The sequence below is a fragment of the Cellulomonas sp. NPDC058312 genome, from assembly GCF_042880135.1.
Classification (GTDB): Bacteria; Actinomycetota; Actinomycetes; order Actinomycetales; family Cellulomonadaceae; genus Cellulomonas.
Genome location: NZ_JBHVZE010000003.1, coordinates 502,102 through 521,872, shown reverse-complemented (window position 1 = coordinate 521,872; position 19,771 = coordinate 502,102). Strand labels below are relative to the sequence as shown.

The following is a 19,771-nucleotide window of genomic DNA, read 5'->3' as shown; positions in this document are numbered from 1 at the left end:
GTCGCCGGGCGGGCGTCGTGCTGCGGGCGTCGTGCCGCGGTGCGACCATCGGGCGTGATGACCGCCACCGCCGTGCTCGCCGCCACGCAGGACCCCGCCGAGCTCACCGGCCTCGCCGGCTGGGTGGTGAGCGTCGTCGAGGCGCTCGGGCCCGCGGGCGTCGGCCTGCTGGTGGCGCTGGAGAACGTGTTCCCGCCGATCCCGTCCGAGGTCGTGCTGCCCGTCGCGGGATACGTCGCGAGCCAGGGGAAGATGCCGCTCGCGTGGGCGGTGGTCGCGGCGACGGTCGGCGCGGTCGCCGGCGCGTGGCTGCTCTACGGGCTCGGCGTCTGGCTCGGTCGGGAGCGGCTGCGCCGCTGGCTCGAGCGGATCCCGCTGATGGAGGTCGAGGACCTGGACCGCGCGGAGTCGTGGTTCGAGCGGCACGGCGGCGCCGCGGTGCTGATCGGTCGCTGCGTACCGGTCGTGCGGTCGCTGGTGTCGGTCCCGGCGGGCCTGGAGCGGATGCCGCAGGCCCGGTTCCTCGCGTACACGGCGCTCGGCAGCGCGGTCTGGAACACGGGCCTGATCGTCGCGGGCTACGTCCTGGGCGCGCAGTGGGAGGACGTCGGCCGCTACTCCGACTGGATCAACTACGCGGTGTACGCGGCGATCGCGGTCGTGGTGGTCCGGTTCGTCTGGACCCGCCTCCGCCGCCGCCGCGCCGCCTGACCCGCGCCAGGTCGCACCCCGGGGCCGGGGTGTCAGCCGAAGAGCTCCGCCATCGCCGTCGAGTAGAGGTCCGCGCCCTTCATGCGGCTCGTCTCCTCGGCGCCCAGGACGTGCCGGGTGCCGTCGTCGGCCATCAGCTGGCTCGCGCCGCCGGTGCGGCCCAGCGGCAGCACGATGCGCTCGGGCGCGGGGGCGTACGTCGCCGCGGGTGCGCGGCCCTCGATGCGGGCGCGGATGTTCGCCGCGACCACCTCGGCGTGCGCCCGGGCGGCGGACGCGCGCTTGGACTCCCGGACGTCGGTGATGTCCCCGACCGCCCACACCGACGGGTGGCCGACGAGCGCGAGGTGCGCGTCGACGCGCACCTCGCCGAGGCCGTTGCGGGTCGACGCGAGGTCCCCCGCGAGGTAGTCGCTCGCGGGGACGTTGCCGTAGCAGCGGAACCACATCTGCGCCTCGACGCGCACGCCCGCCTCGGTCTCGACGACGAACGGCTCGTACGTGCCGACGTCCGAGGGCGGCAGGTAGCCGAGGCGCGACCCGAGCACGAAGTCCACCCGGCCGTCGAGCTGCGCGTGCACGGCGGCGCGGAGCTCGGGCAGGTAGTCGCCCGTGGTCAGGGCGTCCGGGGCCTGGTCGACCGCCGTGACCCGCAGGTGCGGGTAGGCGTCCAGGAGCTCGCCGGCCAGCTCGAGCCCGACCGCCCCGGCGCCGACGACCAGCACCCGCTCCGTGCGGGCGAGGCCCTCGCGCATCCGGGCGAGCCGGGCGCGCGCGACCGCGGTCTCCGACTCGATGAACTTGGACGGGAACGGGTAGGACGTGCCGGTGGCGAGCACCAGGTGGTCGGCCTCGAGCGTCGTGCCGCCGGCCAGCTGCACGCGGTCCGACGTGGCACGCTCGACGCGCTGCTGCACGACGCGCCCGCGCTCGAGCAGGTTCCCGTAGCCGAAGAACACCCGGTCCTCCCACGCGGGGTCCACCGCGGCGCGCAGGGCGGCCGAGGCGTGCACGAACGCGTCCTTCGGCTCGACCAGCACCACCTCGGCGACGTCGTCGAGCAGCGCGGCGACCAGCGCCCCGCCGTACCCGCCGCCGACCACCACGACCCGGTTGCCTGCCATCGAAGAACCCCTCTCGCCCGTGCGTCCGCGCTGGTCGCGCCGACGCGTCCAGCCTGCCACCCGGGCGCGCGGCCGACCCGGGACGCAGGCCCCAGACGAGCCGACGGCCCGCCTCGCCGCAGGGGCGGGGCGGGCCGTCGGCCGGTGCGCGGGGGGTCAGGCCGCGGCGACCTCGTCGACCATCGCCGCGAGGCCGTCCTCGTCGAACCCGCCCATCCCGAAGCCCGCGACGACGCGCATCGGCATGTCGCCGAGCATCGCGAGCATCGTGGCGTCCAGCTGCCCGGTGGCCTCGCCGAACGAGGGTGCGAGCACGCGGGCGCCGACGGGGTGCGCCAGCCACTCGGCGACGGTGGAGTCGCCCGTCAGGTCGCCCCACAGGGGCTCGCCGGTGACCGCGACCTCGACGGTGCCGCGGATGTCGCGGGACGACGACCCGACCTCGACGACGGTGCGACCGCCGCCGACGACCCAGCGGTGCAGGCCCGGGTGCCAGTAGGACAGGTCGCGGGCGGACAGCGTGAACGTCAGCGTCCGCGAGGCCCCGGGCGCCAGCGCGACCTTGGCGAACGCCTTGAGCTCGCGCGTCGGGCGCTGCACGGCGGCCTCGGGGTCGCCGACGTAGACCTGCACGGTCTCGGCACCCGCGACGGCGCCGGTGTTGGTCACCGTGACCGAGACGTCCACCGCGGCGTCGGCCCCCTCGCCGCGGACGGTCGCGGTGGCGTCGGAGTAGCCGAACGTCGTGTACGACAGGCCGTGGCCGAACGGGTAGGCGACGTCGACCAGGCGGGTGTCGTACCAGCGGTAGCCGATCAGCACGCCCTCGCCGTACCGGACGTGCCCCAGCTCGCCGGGGAAGCTCCCGAACGCCGGGGTGTCCTCCACACGGTGCGGGATCGTCTCGGCGAGCTTGCCCGACGGGGTGCGGACGCCGAGCAGCAGGTCGGCGACGGCCGAGCCACCCGCCTGGCCACCGAGCCACGTCTCCAGCACCGCGGCCGCGTCGTCCTGCCACTCGACGGTCACCGCGGAGCCGTTCGCGAGCACCACGACGACCCGGGGGTTGACCGCGGCGACGGCGCGCAGCACGGCGACCTGGTTGGCCGGCAGGCCGAGGTGCGTGCGGTCGTAGCCCTCGGACTCGTCGGGGGCGGGCAGCCCGAGGAACAGCAGCACCGTCCCGGCGTCCCGCGCGGTCGCGACGGCCTCGGCCAGCAGCGCGGCGTCGTCGGCGTCCTGCGACCCCTCGACCCCGGCGACGGAGAACCCGGGGGCGAACGGCAGCTCCGTGCCCGTGGCGGCGCGCAGCGCGGTGAGCGCGTCGTCCAGGCGGGTCGGGTTCACCTGCGAGGACCCGGCGCCCTGGTACCGCGGCGTGCGGGCGAACTCGCCGATCACCACGGCCGAGGCGGCGTCGGACGCGCTCAGCGGCAGCACGGGCGCGCCGTCGACAGGGGCGTTCTTCAGCAGCACCGAGCCGTCGGCGGCGGCCTCGCGGGCCAGCTCGTGGTGGGCCTCGACGTCGACCTCGCCGGGCTCGGCCAGGGCGGGCAGCGCGCGCGCCACCATCCGCAGCACGCGGCGCACCGCGACGTCGAGCACGGCCTCGTCCAGCTCGCCGTTCTTCACCGCGTCGACGACGAGCGCGTCGGTCCGGCCGCCGGTGGCGGGCATCTCGAGGTCCAGGCCCGCGGCGACGGCGGCGACGCGGTCCGCGACGGCGCCCCAGTCGGACACGACCAGGCCCTCGAAGCCCCACTCGTCGCGCAGCAGCCCGGTCAGCAGCCACGGGTCCTGCGAGGCGTAGACGCCGTTGATCTTGTTGTAGGCGCACATGACCGTCCACGGCTGCGCCCGCGTCACCACGCGCTCGAACGCGGGGAGGTAGATCTCGCGCAGCGTGCGCTCGTCCACGTCCGCGGAGACCCGCATGCGGTCGGTCTCCTGGTTGTTCGCGGCGAAGTGCTTGAGCGACGTGCCGACGCCCTGCGACTGGATGCCGGACACCAGGGCCGCGCCCAGGTCGCCGGCCAGCGCCGGGTCCTCGGAGAAGTACTCGAAGTTGCGCCCGCACAGCGGCGACCGCTTCATGTTCACGCCCGGGCCGAGCAGCACCGCGACCTCGTTGCCGCGGGTCTCGCGGCCCAGCGCGCGACCGACCCGGTCGAGCAGGTCGACGTCCCAGGTGGAGGCGAGCGCGGCGGCAGGCGGGAAGCAGGTCGCGGGCACGGAGTCGCCGATGCCCAGGTGGTCGGCGCTGGTGGCCTGCTTGCGCAGGCCGTGGGGGCCGTCGGTCACCATCACGGCGGGCACCCCGAGGCGCTCCACCGCCTGGGTGTGCCAGAAGTCGGAGCCGGACGTCAGCGCGGCCTTCTCCTCCAGGGTGAGCTCGGCCAGGACACGCTCGACGTCGAATGCGACGGACATGCGGGGCACCTCCTCGTGCGATCGGACTTTCCCCCACTGTAGCCCTGTTGCCTACCGGGTGGTCGGGTTTGCGTCGAGACTGCAAGCCCGCTGTGAGACGCTGTGCCCCGGCACCACGGCGGTGCCACCGGTCCGGCCAGGGGGAGTGCCATGAGCGTCGAGGTCCAGCGGGGCTACGCCAAGGGGCGCGCGAAGCGGCGCGAGATCATCGACCAGGCGATGGCCCTGTTCGGCGAGGTCGGCTACCGCGGTGCGTCGCTGCGGGAGATCGCCGCCCGCTGCGGCATCTCGCACCCCGGTCTGCTGCACCACTTCCCGACCAAGGAGTCGCTGCTGCTGGCCGTCCTCGAGCACCGCGACGAGGTCGACATCGCCTGGGTCGGGCTCGACCAGACCGACGGCGTCGTGACGCTGCGCCGGCTCGTCGAGCTCGTGGAGCTCAACGCCGGGCGCCGGAACATCGTCGAGCTGTACGCGGTGCTGTCGGCCGAGGCCACCTCCGCCGAGCACCCCGCCCACGGGTTCTTCGTCGAGCGCTACCAGACCTCGGTGGGCGCCGCCGTCGCCGCGTACCGGCAGGCGGGCGACGCGGGCCAGCTCCGGCCGGAGGTCGACCCCGAGGTCGCGGGCCGGCAGCTGATCGCCGTGATGGACGGCATGCAGGTGCAGTGGCTGCTCGACGGGGGCCGCACGGACATGATCGGGGCGGTGCGGGCACTGGTGTCGTCGCACCTGACCATCGAGCTCTGACCCGCCGCCGTCACCGCCCGCCGACGTCCAGCAGCGACCCCGTCCCGGGCTCCGGCAGCACCGCGAGGCACAGCCCTCCGCGGTCCCCGCTCGCCCAGGAGCGCTCGGTGGGCGCCCACGCCACCGCGTGCAGCCCGCGCTCCTGCTCCGCGGCGGTGAGGTCGCAGGCGGCGGCGACCGTCGCGCTCGCGCGGTCCTGGCCCGGCCACGGCAGGTCGTCGGCGAACGTGTACGCCGTGACCACCTGCGCCCCGTGCACGTCGGCGCACGGCACCACGCGCACCCGGTCCACCGGCCCGTCGGCGGGCAGCTCCGCGACGCAGCTGCCCGTGACGAGCTGGACCGCCCGCGCGTCCACCGGCTCGGCCACGTCGCCCGGCAGGGGCCGGGTCGCCAGCGCGGTGCCGACCCCGACCGCCGTGAGCGCCGCCCACGCGAGCACCCCCAGCCCGCCGAGAACGACGCCCGCGACCGCGAGCCCGCGACCCCGTCGCCGGCCCGGCCGCGTGCGGGGCAGCGCGACGAGCCCCAGCACCAGGGCGACGGGCCCCAGGCCCAGCAGCCCGGTCACGAGCGCGGCGACCGCCACCCCGTCCGTCCGCGCGGGCGTCGCCCCCCACCCGGGCGCGTAGTACGCCTCGGGGTAGCCGGCGGGCGTCGTCACGGGCTCAGGCCGCGTCGGCGATGTCGAGGATCACCGGGACGTGGTCGGAGGCGCCCTTGCCCTTGCGCTCGTTCCGGTCGATCTCGACGCCGGTGACCCGGGGTGCCAGCGCCGGCGACGCCCAGGTGAAGTCGATCCGCATGCCCTCGTTCCGGGGGAACCGCAGCTGCTGGTAGTCCCAGTAGGTGTACGTGTGCTCGGCGGGAAGGTGCGTGCGCGAGACCTCGGTGTACCCGGCGGCGGCGAACGCGGCGAAGGCGTCCCGCTCGGCCGGGGTGACGTGGGTGCGGCCCGCGAACAGCCCGATGTCCCACACGTCCGTGTCCAGCGGGGCGACGTTCCAGTCGCCGACCAGCGCCACCGGCAGGGCGGGGTCGCCGGCGTCGTCCTCGATCCAGCGCGCCGCCTCGGTGCGCAGCGCCTCGAGCCAACGGAGCTTGTAGTCGAAGTGCGGGTCGCCGATCTCCCGGCCGTTCGGGACGTACAGGCTCCACACGCGCACCCCGCCGCAGCTCGCCCCCAGGGCCCGTGCCTCGGTCACCGGGTCGTCGCCCCAGCCCGGCTGGCCGGCGAACGCGTGCTCGACGTCCGTGATGCCGACCCGGGACGCGATCGCGACGCCGTTCCACTGGCTGAACCCGCTGGTGACGACCTCGTAGCCGGCGGACTCGAACGTCTCGCGCGGGAACTGCTCGTCCTTGCACTTGGTCTCCTGCATCGCGAGCACGTCGGTGCCCGACCGCTCCAGGAAGGCGACGACGCGGTCGACTCGGGTGCGGACGGAGTTCACGTTCCAGGTGGCGAGGCGCATGCCCGGCAACCTACCGGCAGCCGCCCACGCGCGGAGCAGCCGGGGACGGGCGCGCTCACAGCTCCGACCAGAAGTCGAGGTCGGCCCGGGTGGTGCAGCCGAGCTTGCGCAGGGCACGGCTCATGTGGTTCTCCACGGTGCGCACGCTCAGCACCAGACGGTCGGCGATCTGCCGGTTGCTCAGGCCCGCCCGCGCGAGCAGCGCGACCTCGCGCTCCCGGTCGGAGAGCACCTCGACCTGCAGCGACAGCCGACCGGGCTCCTCGGGCACGGGGACGCGGGCAGAGGGCGGCCGCCCGGGGGGCGTGCGTGGCGTCCGGGCGCCGCGCGGGTCGCCGGCCGCGGCGCGAGCGGAGCGGGTCAGCCCGGCGGCGATCCACGTCCGTCCGGTGGGGAGCGCGGCCAGCGCGGCCTCGGCGTCGTCGGCCGCCAGCGCCTCGTGCAGCCGGAGGAACGGATCGAGCAGGGGGAGCTCGGCCTCCGCCCACGCGGCACGTACCCGGGCCAGGCGTGCGGGAACCATCGGGACCGCCGAGAGCAGCCAGCACAGCAGCGCCGGCTGCAGCTGGCCGTCGCGGGCGTACTGCTCGCCGCGTTCCCACATCCGGTCGGCGGCGTCGACGTCGTCGCCCTGCGCGATCTCCAGCGCCGCGTGCGCGAGGACCCGCAGCGAGCGGATGAGCGGCCGCGACCCGCGGAGGATGCCGTCGAGCTCGGCGATGAGGATCTGCGCCACCGGCAGCGCACCCGACCGCACCTGCAGGGTCGCGCTCAGCACCAGCGTCCGCCGGTAGTAGGAGTCCTCGAGCGGTCCCGGGGGCCCGAGGCGCAGCGACGTGCTGATGGCCCGCCACGCGTGGTGCGGCCGCCCGGCGAACATCAGCACCTGCGCGAGGACGCAGGCGTGCACCCGGATGCCGGAGGTGTCGAGCGCGTCGAGCGCGCGTTCCAGGTGCTCGCGCGCCACGCGCTCCGATCCCCGCAGGTCCCCGAGCATCAGCATGGCCTCCGCGCGCAGGCCGGTCAGGTGGTGCCGCACCTCCGCCTCGACCTCGAGCCGGTCGAGCTGCGCGCACAGGCGCAACGCGACGTCGGGACGGCCGGCCTCGAGCGCGCCCGCCGCCTGCGCGACACACGACAGGCCGCGCAGCTGCGGCGGGAGCCGTGCCTCCTCGTCGGGCGCGATCGGCACGGGCGCGTCGCCGTGGCCGGCGCGCAGGGCCGCCACCGTCCGGTCCCGTCGTTCGTGCAGCGACAGGAACGGCTCGAGGTCCCGCGCATCCGCACCGAGCCGCCGCCGGATCTCGGTGAGCGGCTCGCCCAGGAACGCGGCCCACCTCGCCTCGTGGAGCCGGAGCGCGGTCGTCGCCTCCGGCGGGTCGTCGTCGCGGGGCCGGGTGTCGCGCAGGACGGCCTCGACGAGGTCGGACGCCGGCCTGCGCAGCAGGAACGTCAGGTACGTGGTGGCGTGCGGGACCGTGGGCGCTCGCAGCCAGTCGGCCCGAGCGGCCGACTCCGAGAGCGCCGAGCGCTCCTGCACGAGCGACGTGAGCTGGGCGGCGACGCGCCAGTAGTCGGCGTCGTCCGTACCGCGCTCCGTCAGGAGGAGTCGCCCCAGGCCGGTCGGGGCGCGGCTCGGAACCTGTTCGACCAGCGTGCTGACACCGCGACGGTGCCGCTGCCGCAGCGCCGAGGCCAGGGCCGGGGGAGAGACGACCAGCGTCCCCGGACCGTCCCCTCCGGGGTGGGCGACGAGCCGGCCGCGCGCGAGCAGCCGGGCCACCGTGGCCGGGTCGAGCTCGTCCTCGGCCACCGTGCGGCGCAGCGCCACGTGCTCCAGGACCTCCACCTGGGCCTCGTCCAGGCGCGGCAGCAGCGTGTGCGCGACCGCGTCGAGCGGCGCCTCGTCCAACGGACGCACCTTCGTCCACCGCCCGTCGACGCACCGGATCGCGCCGGCGAACCGCGCGGCGCGGACCAGGGCCTGCGCCACGCGCGGGTTGCCCGCGGACCGGGCCGTGACCGCCGAGACCAGGGGGACGTCCGGTGCGGCCCCGAGCGTCGTCGAGACCAGGCCGGTCATGGCGCCGAACCCGAGCGGGAGCACACGGACCTCGGCGGGGGCGCAGTGGGCGAGGAGCGCGGCGACGGTACCCGCGCCGGGTCGGGTCAGGTCGCGGCCGCACGACATGACGACGGCGCACCGCGTCCGGCGGACCGCCTCGAGGACCACCGTGGCCGTCCCCGCGTCCAGCAGGTCGACGTCGTCGAGGATGAGCAGCGCGTGCGGCCCGCCCAGCTCGTCCGTGAGCCAGTCGACGAGGGACTCCATGGTCCTGGCGGTGCCGTCGCGTGGAGCGGAGGGGTGCCCGAGCAGCGGCGCGAAGCGCGTCCGGCCGGCAGCGCGCAGGACCACGGCGGCGATCCTGCGGTGCGACGTGGCGTCGCGCACCGCCCCCAGCGCGCTCGATCGCCCCGACCCGTCGTCACCGCGGACCAGCACGTCCTGCCCGGTGGCGAGCCACCGTTGGACCGCGTCCACGGTGCGCCGCGTGCCTTCGATGATCGTCCCCGTCCGCTCGAGCTGAGGAGCCGAGGATGCGCGCACCGCGCCGCGCGGCACGGTGCGGCGCGGCCGAACCCCGTAGTCACGGTCGGCATCTGGGTAGGCGTCCGGCCCGGCGTCCGTAGGGCCGCCGGGCCGCCGCGCCGTCGCCGGGCATCAGGTTGCGGAGTCGTCGTCCACCGCGTCGGGGGTCGGCTCCACGACGTCGACCGTCACGCCGTCGTCCGTCGGGAGTGCCTCCGGGGCGCCCTCGGTCCCGGCCGGCCCCGGCGGCACCGGCACGGGGTCGCCGGCGGGCGCGGACGGCTCGGCGGGGCCGGAGGCGACCACGCCGGCCACCAGTGCGAGGTCGAACCTCGCCGTGTCGTGGAACGCGCCCGAGGTGGTCGGGGTGCCGGCTGCCAGCGCGGTGACGCCGAGGAGCGCCGCCAGCGGCAGGGCCCGGGCGACCGCCTCCCGCGCCCGCGGGTGATTCCGGTCCATCGGGACGTCTTCTCTGTGTGTCGGGGGGCGGTGCGTCAGCGGGAGGCGCCGTCGATCCGCAGCTGCAGGTGGGCGCCCTTGCCGTTCAGGCTGTTGTCGTCGTACGACGCGCCGGACTGGCTCTGCGGCAGCAGCCTGACGTTGATCGCGATGACCGACTCCTCGCCCGGGGCGAGCCCGTTCATCTGGAGCGACTGCACCTGGTCGAAGGTGAGGTCCTGGAGGTCGCGGATGTTCGGGTCGGCTGTCGTCGCGCCCATCGCGACGCTGAACCGCAGGCTCGCGAGGTAGTCCGGGTCCGTGACGCGGCCCGCGCCGGCGTCGTCCGCCAGGGCGTCCACCGACACGGAGATGGTCGAGGCGAACGTGGGCGAGTCGTTCCGGACCGGGATCTCGGTGCCGGCGCCGGGATCGCCCGGGGCGAGCCGGTCGGCGTTCACGAACGCGAGCGGGACCCCGGCGAGGTCGTCGGCCTCCTGCCACTCGCCCGGGACGAGCGCACCGGCGGCGTCGGTCGCGCCGACCTGGATGTTGTAGCTGCTGGCGGCGCCGCCGAGGCCCTGGGCCCCGACGTTGAGCCGGGCGACGTCGGTGAAGGCGGCGGTCGTGACCAGGGCGGCGACACCCGCCAGGGAGCCCCAGGCGAGTGCGGCCCTGCGTCGGCGCCGACGGTCCTCGGCGGGGCAGGTCGTCGCGGTGGTGGTGGCGGGGGTGGTGGACTGCGTCTGCACGGTTCTCGGGTCCTCTCGGGGTCGGGCTCCTCGGAGCCGGGGTCCGCGGTCCCCGGTGCGTGCCCGCCCGGTGTCCGCGTGCCCACACGGTCCCCTCCGGCGCAGTCGACTCCCGCGCGCGGAGCCCCGCGTGAGTACCCCGGGGCGGGGTCTGAGTACCCGCGGTGAGTGGTCGGGGGGTGGCGGGGTGAGTGGTCGGGGGGTGCGTACCGTCGGCTCCGTGCAGAGCCCCGCGTGGTCCGGACCGACCGTCGAGCTCGCCGCGGCGGAGGAGGTCACCGCCCTGCTCCTCGAGGGGCTGTGCGTGCAGCTCGTCGGGCGGCACGGGTCCGGACGGTCGCGCGTCACCCGCCGGGTCGGTGACCTCCTCGGCGACGCCGGCGTCGCGACGGTGCACCTGCCGGGCGTCCGGGGTCTGCGCGACCGCCCGCTCGCGGTGGCTGCCGTGTCCGGCCTCGGCCTGGTCACGCCGGGATCGCCCCCGGCGTCGTCGGTCGTGGCGGACGCGCTCGTCCGGCAGCTGGCTGCTCGGCGGTCCGTGCTCGTCGTCGACGACGCCGACGAGCTGGACGCGGTCACCGCGGGGGTCGTGCACGCGGTCCGCCGTCGGACGGACGTGCCGGTGCTCGCGGTCTGCCGGCCGACGGCTCGCCACCGGCCCACCGGGCTGCTCGCGGCCGGCGCCCTGCCCGGACTGCGGGTCGCCGTCGAGCCGCTGCGCTTCGCGCAGGTGCACGCGCTCGTGCACGAGATGCTGGCGGGGCCGGTCGACCCGGTGGTGGTCGCGCGGATCGCCACCCGCACCTGCGGGCTCCCGGGGGTGGTGCGGGCGGTGGTGGACGAGGGTCGGCGTGGCGGCAGCCTCCGGCTCGACGACGACCTCTGGACCGCGGTCGGCGACCTGTGGAGCCCCAGGCTCGCGCCCACGCTGGAGCCGCTGCTCCACGGGTTGCGGGACGAGGAGCGCTCCGCCCTCGGCGTGCTCGCCGTGGCCGAGGTGACCCCGGTGACCCGGGCGGTCGAGCTCGCGTCCCGGGCCGTCCTGACCACGCTCGAGGAGGTCGGCCTGGTCCGGGTCCGTGACGGGAGCCCGGAGCCGGTGCTCTCGGTGTGCCCCCCCATCCTCGCCGAGCACGTGCGCCGCACGGCGCCGTCCCTCGAACGGCACCACGTGGACGCGCTCCTGGCGAGGCACGTTGTGCCGCGGCAGCGCCCGGCAGGCGCCGGAGACGTCGCCGCGGCGCACGCGACCGGCCTCGCGGCCCGGCGCGCCGCCGACCACTGGCGGGCCGAGGCCACGCGTCGGCTGGGCGACTGGGAGGACTCTCCCGGGCCCACCACGGCCGTCCCGCTGCTGGCCGCGCTGCACGACGCGTCCGCGGCGCCCGCCGAGGTCGAGGACGTCCTCGACCGCACGCCCCGGGACCGTTCCGACCCCCGGGAGCTCGCGCTCCTCGCCGCGTGGGAGGGCGTGTTCCGCGCGCTGCGCCTCGGCCAGCCCGAGCGGGCGAGGTCCGGCCTCGTGCAGGCGTGCGCCCACGCCCCCGCGCTCGAGCCGTTCCTGCGTGCCGTGCAGGCGCACCTCGACCTCGTCCGGGGTGACCCGGGCGTCGCCGTGCCCCTCGACGAGGTCCGGCCCGGTGCCGATCCGCTCAACGAGCACGCCGTGACGGCGGTCCGGGTCGAGCAGGACCTCGCGGCGGGGCGGGTCGCGCAGGCGTGCCGGCGGCTCGAGGACCTCGACCCGGAGCTGCCGGCGCTGCGGCACCACGGGGACGTGTGCCGCGGCCTCGCGCTCGTGCTCGCCGGTGACGTCGAGGCGGGCGTGGCGTGGGCGCGCGCGCGGCTGACCGCCCTGCAGGACGGGGTGGAGGCCGGCCCGATGCAGTCGCACTGGTACGTCGCGGCGCTGGGCCTGACGCTGCTCGGGCGGTTCGACGAGCTCGACGAGTGCGTGAACGCGGCGCTGGCGTCGACCCACGTCCTCGCGATCCAGCGGCACTACCAGGCGGGGCTGCTCTCGCTCGCGGGGATCGTCGCCGGCTGGCAGGGACGGCAGGGCTACGCCCGCACCCTGGCGATCCAGGGCGGCGCGCTGGGGCTGGAGCGCGGCCCGTTCCCCGGCATGCTCCCCGGGGCGCTGCTCGCCCTCGCGCGCGGCGGCGACCAGGTCGACGAGGCCGACGTCCTCTGGCGCGCGGCCTCCAGCGCGCTCGCCGGCGGGGACGTCGCCGTCGGCGCGATGGCCGCCGTGGCCTCCCTCGAGCACCGGCCCGACCCGGCCCGGGCGGCGGTGGCGGCGGAGGCGGCCGAGGGCGCCGACTCACCCCTGGTCCGCGCCTGGGTGCAGTACGCCGTCGCCACGGCGGCCTGGGACGAGCGCGCGCTGGTCGCGGCGTCGGACGCGCTCGACGCCGCGGGGGCCCCGGTCTACGCCGTGCGCGCGCTGGTGACCCGTGCCCTGGTGCTCCGCGAGCGGGACGACCCGGCAGCGGCGTGCGCCCAGGCCGACGAGGCGTGGGCGGTGGCGGGGGAGCGCGGCGTCGACCGCCGGGGGATGTTCGACCGGCTGGTCCGCGCGGTGAGCCTGACCCTGCGGGAGACGGAGGTGGCCGAGCTCGTCAGCGCCCGGATGCCCAACGCGGACGTCGCGCAGGCGCTCGGCCTGAGCACGCGCACCGTCGAGACCCACCTGATGAACGCGCACCGCAAGGTCGGTGTGGACAACAGGGACGATCTCGCCCGCGCCGTCCGGACCTGGCTCGAGCTCGGGGGCTGAGGGCCGCCGCCGGGTCGGTCAGCGGCGGCGTGCCGCACCCAGGCGGCGCACCGCCGAGCGCGGCAGGGTGCGCAGCACCCCCGAGGCGACGCGGTAGCGCAGGCTCGGGGTCGAGAGCACCGCACCGCGACGCACGTCCGCCAGGGCCTCGGCCACCACCCGGTCCGCGCTCAGCCACGCCAGCTCGGGGTAGCTCTCCGCGCCGGGCAGCCCCGCGCGCTCGTGGAACTCGGTGTGGGTGAGACCCGGGGACAGCGCGGTGGCGGTGACGCCGGTCCCCGCGAGCTCCACGGCGAGCCCCTCGGTGAAGGACCGCACCCACGCCTTGTGCGCCGAGTACGTGCCGGACGCCATCAGCGCCGCGACCGACGCGACGTTGAGGATCGCGCCGCGACCCCGCTCGACCATCGCGCCGGCGCCGGCGTGCGACAGGACGAGGACCGACCGGACCATCAGGTCGAGCGCGGCGACCTCGCGGTCCAGGTCCCCGCCCACGAACCGCTGCCCGAGCCCGAGCCCCGCGTTGTTGACCAGCAGGCCGACGGGACGTCCGGCAGCGCGCAGCCGCTCGGCGACGCGACCGAGGTCGCCGGTGTCGGTGAGGTCGGCCACCAGCACCTCGGCGTGCACGCCCGCGGCGGCGCGCAGCTGCGCGGCGAGGCGCTCCAGGCGCTCGGCGTCCCGCGCGACGAGGACGACGTCGTGACGCGCGGTCGCGAGCTGCCAGGCGAACTCGAGGCCGAGACCGGCGCTCGCCCCGGTGATCAGTGCGGTTCCCATGCGGGTCACCCTACGGACCCGCACGGCTCGTTGTCGCCGCGTGGGAGTCGCCGCGCGCCACGGGGAGCGAGGACGGCGACGGCTCGGTCGCTACCCTGGCGGGCGTGACGAACTCCCCGATGTCCCCCACCCCGCGCGAGCAGCTGCGCGACCTGATCGTCGAGCTCGCCGTCGTGCGCGGCCGGGTCACGCTGTCCTCCGGGCGCGAGGCCGACTACTACGTCGACCTGCGCCGCGTGACCCTGCACCACCGCGCCGCCCCGCTGATCGGCCACGTGCTGCTCGACCGGCTCGAGGAGGTCGGGCTGGGCACGGCGGAGGTCGACGCCGTCGGCGGCCTGACCCTCGGCGCCGACCCCGTCGCGACCGCCCTGCTGCACGCCGCGGCGTCGCGCGGGCAGGACCTCGACGCGTTCGTGGTCCGCAAGGAGGCGAAGGCGCACGGGATGCAGCGCCGCATCGAGGGCCCCGACGTCGCGGGTCGCGCCGTCGTCGTGCTGGAGGACACCTCGACCACCGGGGCGTCGCCGATCGCCGCCGTCGAGGCCGCGCGCGAGGCGGGCGCCGACGTGCGCGGCGTCGCCGTCATCGTGGACCGCGACACCGGCGCGCGGGAGAAGATCGAGGCGCTGGGCGTCCCGTACCACTTCCTGTTCGACCTGACGGACCTCGGCCTGGCCTGAGGGGTCCGCCCGGTCGACGTCCGGGCGAGCAGCCGGCGTCAGGCGGGTGGGGTGACCGCCCACTCCGGGACCCGGTCCACGAGGTCGGCGATCGAGTCGAGCACGTGGGTCGGGCGGAACGGGTAGCGCGCGACGTCGTCGGGGCGGGTCGAGCCCGTGAGCACGAGGAACGTGCGCAGGCCCGCCTCGATGCCCGCGACGACGTCGGTGTCCATCCGGTCGCCGATCATCGCGGTCGTCTCGGAGTGCGCGTCGATCCGGTTCAGCGCCGAGCGGATCATCATCGGGTTCGGCTTGCCGACGAAGTACGGCTGACGGCCGGTCGCGGCGGAGATCATCGCCGCGACCGCGCCCGTCGCGGGCAGGTCGCCCTCCTGGCTCGGGCCGGTGACGTCCGGGTTGGTCGCGATGAACCGGGCGCCGCCCTGGATCAGCCGGATCGCCCGGGTGATGGCCTCGAACGAGTACGTGCGGGTCTCGCCGAGCACGACGAAGTCGGGGTCCGCGGAGGTCAGCGTGTAGCCGGCCTCGTACAGCGCGGTGGTCAGCCCGGCCTCGCCGATCACGTAGGCGGACCCGCCGGGCTCCTGGTCGCGCAGGAACTGGGCGGTCGCCAGCGCGGACGTCCACAGCGACTCCTCGGGCACCTCGATGCCCGAGGACGCCAGCCGGGCGCGCAGGTCGCGGGGCGTGAAGATCGAGTTGTTCGTCAGCACCAGGAACGGGTGGTCGCCGTCGCGCAGCGCGCGGACGAACTCCGGCGCTCCCGGCAGCGCGGTGCCCTCGTGCACGAGGACGCCGTCCATGTCGGACAGCCACGAGGTGATCGGTCGGGGGGTGCTGTGCGTGGTCACTGGTCGAAGGCCTTCCGCTCGACGTCGGCGCGCTCGGCCGGCTCGTCGTACCGCGGGTCCCGGCCGGCGGTACCGCCCGCGCGCCGGGCGGCGCGACGCCCGCGCCACAGCTCGATCGCGACGGGCACGACCGAGATCAGGACGATGAGCACCGCCAGCGCCTCGATGTTGTCCCGGACGAACGCGATGGTCCCGAGCAGGTAGCCGAGCACCGTCACGCCGACGCCCCACACGAACGCGCCGATCACGTTGTACGAGATGAAGGTCCGGTAGCGCATCCTCCCGACGCCCGCGGCGACCGGGGCGTAGGTCCGCACGATCGGCACGAACCGCGCCAGGATCACCGTCCGGCCGCCGTACTTGTCGAAGTACGCGTACGTCTGGTCGATGTACTGCTGCTTGAAGATCTTCGAGTCCGGGCGGTTGAACAGCCGCGGGCCCGCCTTGTGGCCGATGAAGTACGCCACCTGGTCGCCGAGGAACGCCGCCGCGAACAGCAGCAGGCACAGCAGCCACAGCGGGAAGTCGAGGGCCTCCTGCGCGACGAGCGCGCCCGCCGTGAACAGCAGCGAGTCGCCCGGCAGCAGCGGGAACAGCAGGCCCGTCTCGATGAACACGACCAGCACGATGCCGATCAGCGCGTACGAGCCGAACGACGAGATGAGGTGCTCGGCGTCGAGCCAGTCGGGCAGCAGGGCGGGCTGGACGCCGACGGCCGGGGCCAGGGCCGCGAGGGCGGACGAGAAGGGCATGCCGCCCAGGGTACGGCTCGGGTCCCGGGACCCCCGGCCCGTGCTGCGCGAGGATGGCGGTCGTGAACCCCGTCTCCCTCGGCACCCCGCTCACCCCCGGCGCCACCCGCGCCCTGCTGCTCGGCTCGGGCGAGCTGGGCAAGGAGGTCGCGATCGAGCTGCAGCGGCTCGGCGTGGAGGTCGTCGCCGTCGACCGCTACCCGCACGCACCCGCGATGCAGGTCGCGCACCGGTCGCACGTCGTCGACATGCTCGACCCGGACGCGCTGCGCGCCGTGCTCGACGCCGAGCGCCCGGACGTGGTCGTCCCCGAGATCGAGGCGATCGCCACGCAGGTGCTCGCCGACGTCGAGGCCACCGGCGTCCGCGTGGTGCCCACCGCCCGCGCCACGCGGCTGACGATGGACCGCGAGGGCATCCGCCGGCTCGCCGCCGAGGAGCTGGGGCTGGCGACCTCGCCGTACCGGTTCGTCGACACCCTCGACGACCTCCGGGCCGCCGTGACGGAGGTCGGGCTGCCGTGCGTGGTGAAGCCGGTGATGTCGTCCTCCGGCAAGGGCCAGTCGGTGGTCCGCACGGCGGACGACCTCGAGGCGGCCTGGACGGCCGCGCAGACCGGGGGCCGCGCGGTCGCCGACGGCGGGGCTGCCGTGCGGGTGATCGTCGAGGGCTTCGTCCGGTTCGACTCCGAGATCACGCTGCTCACCGTGCGGCACGCGGCCGGGACGACGTTCTGCGCACCCGTCGGGCACGTCCAGGTCGACGGCGACTACCGGGAGTCCTGGCAGCCCGCGCCCCTGCCCGCGGCGACGCTCGCCGCGGCGCAGCGGGTGGCCGCGACCGTCACCGAGGCGCTCGGCGGGTGGGGGCTGTTCGGGGTCGAGCTGTTCGTGGTCGGCGACGAGGTGCTGTTCTCCGAGGTCTCGCCCCGGCCGCACGACACCGGGCTGGTGACCCTGGCGTCCCAGGACCTGTCGGAGTTCGCGCTGCACGCCCGGGCCGTCCTCGGGCTGCCCGCCGGCGAGGTCCTCGAGCTCGGCCCCGCGGCGTCCTGCGCCGTGCTCGCCGAGGGGACCGGCGTGCCGCGGTTCACCGGCGTCGAGGCGGCGCTCGCGGTGCCGACCGCGCAGGTCCGGCTGTTCGGCAAGCCCGCGGTGGCCGGACGGCGGCGGGTCGCGGTCACCGTCGCGCGCGGGGCCGACGTCGCGCAGGCGCGGGACCGCGCCCGAGCCGCGGCGGCGGCGCTGACCGTGACGCTGGACCCGGCGTGACCGACCCCCGGGACCCGGACGCGGCCGAGGGGCCCGACGCACCCGACGCCCCCGAGGTCGGCGTCGGCCCCTGGCCCGGCGGCCCGGAGGCGTGGCCCGACGACCCCCGGTACGACCCCGAGCTGCTCGCGCACGGCGACCGCCGCAACGTCGTCGACCGCTACCGGTACTGGACCGTCGAGGCCGTCGTCGCCGACCTGGACACCCGGCGGCACCCGTTCCACGTCGCGATCGAGAACTGGGCGCACGACCTCAACATCGGCTCCGTGGTCCGCACCGCCAACGCGTTCAACGCCGCCGGGGTGCACGTCGTCGGCCGGCGCCGCTGGAACCGCCGGGGGGCGATGGTCACCGACCGCTACCTGCACGTCCACCACCACCCGGACGTCGCGCACCTGCTGGCCTGGGCCCGCGCCGCGGGGCTGCCCGTGATCGGCGTCGACAACGTCCCCGGGTCGGTGCCGCTCGGCGGCTACCCGCTGCCCGAGGCGTGCGTGCTGCTGCTCGGCCAGGAGTCGACCGGGCTGACCCCGGCCGCGCAGGAGGCCGCCGAGGCGGTGCTGCACATCGACCAGTACGGCTCGACGCGCTCGATGAACGCGGGCGCCGCCGCGGCGATCGCGATGCACGCCTGGGTCGTCCGGCACGCGGGCCCCCCACCCGCCTGACGACGTCCGGGCGCCCGTGGGCAGGACGTCCCGGACGCCCTGCGCGCGACTCGTGCCAGACTTGGTGCGATAGCGAAAACCCCACTTCTTCTTTGGAGCCGCTGCGATGCCGATCGCCACCCCTGAGGTCTACGCCGAGATGATCGACCGGGCGAAGGCGGGCAAGTTCGCCTACCCGGCCGTGAACATCACCTCCTCCCAGACGATCACCGCCGCGCTGCAGGGCTTCGCCGAGGCGGAGTCGGACGGCATCCTCCAGGTGTCCGTCGGCGGCGCCGAGTACGCGTCGGGCTCCACGGTCAAGGACCGCGTCTCCGGCACGCGCGCGCTCGCGGCCTACGCGGCCGAGGTCGCCCAGGGCTACGGCATCACGGTCGCCCTGCACACCGACCACTGCGTCAAGAAGAACCTGGACTCCTGGGTCCGCCCGCTCCTGGCCCTCGAGGCCGAGGAGGTCAAGGCCGGCAAGAACCCGACCTTCCAGTCCCACATGTTCGACGGCTCGGACATCCCGCTGGACGAGAACCTCGTCATCGCCGCGGAGCTCCTCGAGCTGTCGCAGGCGGCCCGCACGATCCTCGAGATCGAGGTCGGCGTCGTCGGTGGCGAGGAGGACGGCCACGAGGCCGAGATCAACGAGAAGCTCTACACGACGGCCGAGGACGGCCTCGCGACGGTCCGCGCGCTCGGTGCCGGCGAGAAGGGCCGCTACCTGACGGCCCTCACCTTCGGCAACGTGCACGGCGTGTACAAGCCGGGCGCCGTCAAGCTGCGCCCGTCGATCCTGGCGGAGATCCAGAAGGCCGTCGGCGCGGAGATCGGCAAGACCGACCCGTTCGACCTGGTCTTCCACGGCGGTTCGGGCTCCACCGCCGAGGAGATCGCCGAGGCGGTCGACAACGGCGTCATCAAGATGAACATCGACACCGACACCCAGTACGCGTTCACGCGTCCCGTCGTCGGCCACATGTTCAGCAACTACGACGGCGTGCTCAAGGTCGACGGCGAGGTGGGCAACAAGAAGGCCTACGACCCGCGCGCCTGGGGCAAGCTGGCCGAGGCCGGCATGGCCGCCCGCATCGTCGAGGCGTCGCAGCAGCTGCGGTCCGCGGGCAACAAGCTCCGCTGAGCACCCGCACCACGACGAGGGCCCGGTCACCGCGCGTGCGGTGACCGGGCCCTCGTGCGTGCGGGGGGGCGTTGCGTGCGAGGGGCCCGCGGGGTCAGACGCGGGGCTCGTCCTCGACGACGTCGAGGAGCTCGCCGATCCGGGTGACCTCCAGCAGGAACTGGACCGTCGGCGGGACGTGCAGCAGGCGCACCCGGTGCGGGGTGCGGCTGGTCAGGCGCGCGAGGAACGCGACCCCGGACGAGTCCATGAAGGTCACGTGGTGCGTGTCGACCTCGATCGGCACGCCCGCCTCCTCCGCGTCCGTGGTGGCCTGCGCCAGGTCGGGCCCGAGGTCCGCGTCGACCTCGCCCGACAGGACGATCGTCGTCCGGTCCGGGGACAGGATGACGTGGACCGAACCGGGCTCCCCGGCCGCGTCCCGCGGAGCGGGTACGGTCGGCGCGGAGGCGCCTGCGTCCCCGGTGGGCCCGCCCGGCGGTGTGCTGTTACCGTCGCGCACGATGCTCCCTTCCGTCCGGGTGGCGGCCGCATCGGCCGCACCGGGTGTCTCGGCGTCGTCCGGTGGGTGGCTTCGCCGGACAT

Annotated in this window: 18 protein-coding genes; 7 read left to right on the top strand and 11 right to left on the bottom strand. The window is 75.7% G+C overall.

The features are described from left to right. Nucleotides 1-57: 57 nt before the first annotated feature. Nucleotides 58-711, top strand: coding sequence for a DedA family protein (locus ACFVXN_RS11385; protein WP_389231920.1), 654 nt, complete (start codon nt 58-60; stop codon nt 709-711). Between the two features lie 32 nt (nt 712-743). On the opposite strand, the gene ACFVXN_RS11380 is transcribed toward ACFVXN_RS11385, so the two are convergent. Both ACFVXN_RS11380 and ACFVXN_RS11375 read right to left on the bottom strand, forming a co-directional pair. Next, nucleotides 744-1,835 (bottom strand): FAD-dependent oxidoreductase, encoded by a 1,092-nt coding sequence (locus ACFVXN_RS11380; RefSeq protein WP_389231917.1) that lies wholly within the window; start codon nt 1,833-1,835, stop codon nt 744-746. A gap of 156 nt (nt 1,836-1,991) precedes the next feature. After that, nucleotides 1,992-4,265, bottom strand: coding sequence for a glycoside hydrolase family 3 C-terminal domain-containing protein (locus tag ACFVXN_RS11375; protein ID WP_389231914.1), 2,274 nt, complete (start codon nt 4,263-4,265; stop codon nt 1,992-1,994). Nucleotides 4,266-4,415: 150 nt separating this feature from the next. On the opposite strand from ACFVXN_RS11375, the gene ACFVXN_RS11370 reads away from it, so the two are divergent. Further along, nucleotides 4,416-5,015 (top strand): TetR/AcrR family transcriptional regulator, encoded by a 600-nt coding sequence (locus tag ACFVXN_RS11370; RefSeq protein ID WP_389231911.1) that lies wholly within the window; start codon nt 4,416-4,418, stop codon nt 5,013-5,015. Between the two features lie 10 nt (nt 5,016-5,025). Here the strand turns inward: ACFVXN_RS11370 and ACFVXN_RS11365 are convergent, their stop codons facing one another. The 5 genes from ACFVXN_RS11365 to ACFVXN_RS11345 form a co-directional block, all read right to left on the bottom strand. Further along, nucleotides 5,026-5,679: a DUF4190 domain-containing protein gene (locus ACFVXN_RS11365; protein WP_389231908.1), complete on the bottom strand. Its 654-nt coding sequence runs from the start codon at nt 5,677-5,679 to the stop codon at nt 5,026-5,028. A gap of 4 nt (nt 5,680-5,683) precedes the next feature. Beyond that, nucleotides 5,684-6,490 (bottom strand): exodeoxyribonuclease III, encoded by an 807-nt coding sequence (locus ACFVXN_RS11360; RefSeq protein ID WP_389231905.1) that lies wholly within the window; start codon nt 6,488-6,490, stop codon nt 5,684-5,686. A 55-nt stretch (nt 6,491-6,545) separates the two neighbouring features. Next, nucleotides 6,546-8,822, bottom strand: a complete 2,277-nt coding sequence (locus tag ACFVXN_RS11355; protein WP_389231902.1) for a LuxR C-terminal-related transcriptional regulator — start codon at nt 8,820-8,822, stop codon at nt 6,546-6,548. A 390-nt stretch (nt 8,823-9,212) separates the two neighbouring features. Then, nucleotides 9,213-9,539 (bottom strand): hypothetical protein, encoded by a 327-nt coding sequence (locus ACFVXN_RS11350; RefSeq protein ID WP_389231899.1) that lies wholly within the window; start codon nt 9,537-9,539, stop codon nt 9,213-9,215. Between the two features lie 35 nt (nt 9,540-9,574). Continuing rightward, nucleotides 9,575-10,270, bottom strand: coding sequence for a hypothetical protein (locus tag ACFVXN_RS11345; protein WP_389231896.1), 696 nt, complete (start codon nt 10,268-10,270; stop codon nt 9,575-9,577). A gap of 220 nt (nt 10,271-10,490) precedes the next feature. On the opposite strand from ACFVXN_RS11345, the gene ACFVXN_RS11340 reads away from it, so the two are divergent. Then, a complete protein-coding gene (locus ACFVXN_RS11340; protein WP_389231894.1) occupies nt 10,491-13,049 on the top strand; it encodes a LuxR C-terminal-related transcriptional regulator in 2,559 nt (852 codons plus the stop codon). A gap of 18 nt (nt 13,050-13,067) precedes the next feature. Here ACFVXN_RS11340 and ACFVXN_RS11335 read toward each other — a convergent pair whose 3' ends face one another. After that, nucleotides 13,068-13,829: an SDR family NAD(P)-dependent oxidoreductase gene (locus ACFVXN_RS11335; RefSeq protein ID WP_389231891.1), complete on the bottom strand. Its 762-nt coding sequence runs from the start codon at nt 13,827-13,829 to the stop codon at nt 13,068-13,070. Nucleotides 13,830-13,948: 119 nt separating this feature from the next. Here ACFVXN_RS11335 and pyrE point away from each other — a divergent pair, with 119 nt between their 5' ends. Beyond that, nucleotides 13,949-14,512 (top strand): orotate phosphoribosyltransferase, encoded by a 564-nt coding sequence (pyrE, locus tag ACFVXN_RS11330; protein WP_389232604.1) that lies wholly within the window; start codon nt 13,949-13,951, stop codon nt 14,510-14,512. Between the two features lie 38 nt (nt 14,513-14,550). Here the strand turns inward: pyrE and ACFVXN_RS11325 are convergent, their stop codons facing one another. Next, on the bottom strand, nt 14,551-15,318 hold the full coding sequence (locus ACFVXN_RS11325) for an HAD-IIA family hydrolase (RefSeq protein WP_389232601.1): 768 nt from the start codon (nt 15,316-15,318) through the stop codon (nt 14,551-14,553). Between the two features lie 44 nt (nt 15,319-15,362). Beyond that, on the bottom strand, nt 15,363-16,118 hold the full coding sequence (locus ACFVXN_RS11320; RefSeq protein ID WP_389231888.1) for a VTT domain-containing protein: 756 nt from the start codon (nt 16,116-16,118) through the stop codon (nt 15,363-15,365). Nucleotides 16,119-16,180: 62 nt separating this feature from the next. On the opposite strand from ACFVXN_RS11320, the gene purT reads away from it, so the two are divergent. From purT to fbaA, 3 genes are all read left to right on the top strand, one after another. Beyond that, nucleotides 16,181-17,389 (top strand): formate-dependent phosphoribosylglycinamide formyltransferase, encoded by a 1,209-nt coding sequence (purT, locus tag ACFVXN_RS11315; RefSeq protein WP_389231885.1) that lies wholly within the window; start codon nt 16,181-16,183, stop codon nt 17,387-17,389. Next, on the top strand, nt 17,386-18,057 hold the full coding sequence (locus ACFVXN_RS11310; RefSeq protein WP_389231882.1) for a TrmH family RNA methyltransferase: 672 nt from the start codon (nt 17,386-17,388) through the stop codon (nt 18,055-18,057). The genes purT and ACFVXN_RS11310 overlap by 4 nt, the downstream gene beginning before the upstream one ends. A gap of 106 nt (nt 18,058-18,163) precedes the next feature. Then, nucleotides 18,164-19,186, top strand: coding sequence for a class II fructose-bisphosphate aldolase (gene fbaA, locus ACFVXN_RS11305; protein WP_389231879.1), 1,023 nt, complete (start codon nt 18,164-18,166; stop codon nt 19,184-19,186). A gap of 94 nt (nt 19,187-19,280) precedes the next feature. Here fbaA and ACFVXN_RS11300 read toward each other — a convergent pair whose 3' ends face one another. Continuing rightward, the gene (locus ACFVXN_RS11300) at nt 19,281-19,688 is read right to left on the bottom strand and encodes an STAS domain-containing protein (protein WP_389231876.1); all 408 of its coding nucleotides are present in this window, start codon (nt 19,686-19,688) and stop codon (nt 19,281-19,283) included. Nucleotides 19,689-19,771: the final 83 nt, after the last annotated feature.

Coding starts and splice junctions, on each gene's coding strand:
- ACFVXN_RS11380 (WP_389231917.1), bottom strand. CDS start 1,835: ATGGCAGGCAACCGGGTCGTGGTGGTCGGCGGCGGGTACGGCGGGGCG.
- ACFVXN_RS11355 (WP_389231902.1), bottom strand. CDS start 8,822: ATGGAGTCCCTCGTCGACTGGCTCACGGACGAGCTGGGCGGGCCGCAC.
- ACFVXN_RS11335 (WP_389231891.1), bottom strand. CDS start 13,829: ATGGGAACCGCACTGATCACCGGGGCGAGCGCCGGTCTCGGCCTCGAG.
- ACFVXN_RS11370 (WP_389231911.1), top strand. CDS start 4,416: ATGAGCGTCGAGGTCCAGCGGGGCTACGCCAAGGGGCGCGCGAAGCGG.
- ACFVXN_RS11350 (WP_389231899.1), bottom strand. CDS start 9,539: ATGGACCGGAATCACCCGCGGGCGCGGGAGGCGGTCGCCCGGGCCCTG.
- fbaA (WP_389231879.1), top strand. CDS start 18,164: ATGCCGATCGCCACCCCTGAGGTCTACGCCGAGATGATCGACCGGGCG.
- ACFVXN_RS11325 (WP_389232601.1), bottom strand. CDS start 15,318: ATGGACGGCGTCCTCGTGCACGAGGGCACCGCGCTGCCGGGAGCGCCG.
- ACFVXN_RS11320 (WP_389231888.1), bottom strand. CDS start 16,118: ATGCCCTTCTCGTCCGCCCTCGCGGCCCTGGCCCCGGCCGTCGGCGTC.
- ACFVXN_RS11385 (WP_389231920.1), top strand. CDS start 58: ATGACCGCCACCGCCGTGCTCGCCGCCACGCAGGACCCCGCCGAGCTC.
- ACFVXN_RS11375 (WP_389231914.1), bottom strand. CDS start 4,265: ATGTCCGTCGCATTCGACGTCGAGCGTGTCCTGGCCGAGCTCACCCTG.
- ACFVXN_RS11360 (WP_389231905.1), bottom strand. CDS start 6,490: ATGCGCCTCGCCACCTGGAACGTGAACTCCGTCCGCACCCGAGTCGAC.
- pyrE (WP_389232604.1), top strand. CDS start 13,949: ATGTCCCCCACCCCGCGCGAGCAGCTGCGCGACCTGATCGTCGAGCTC.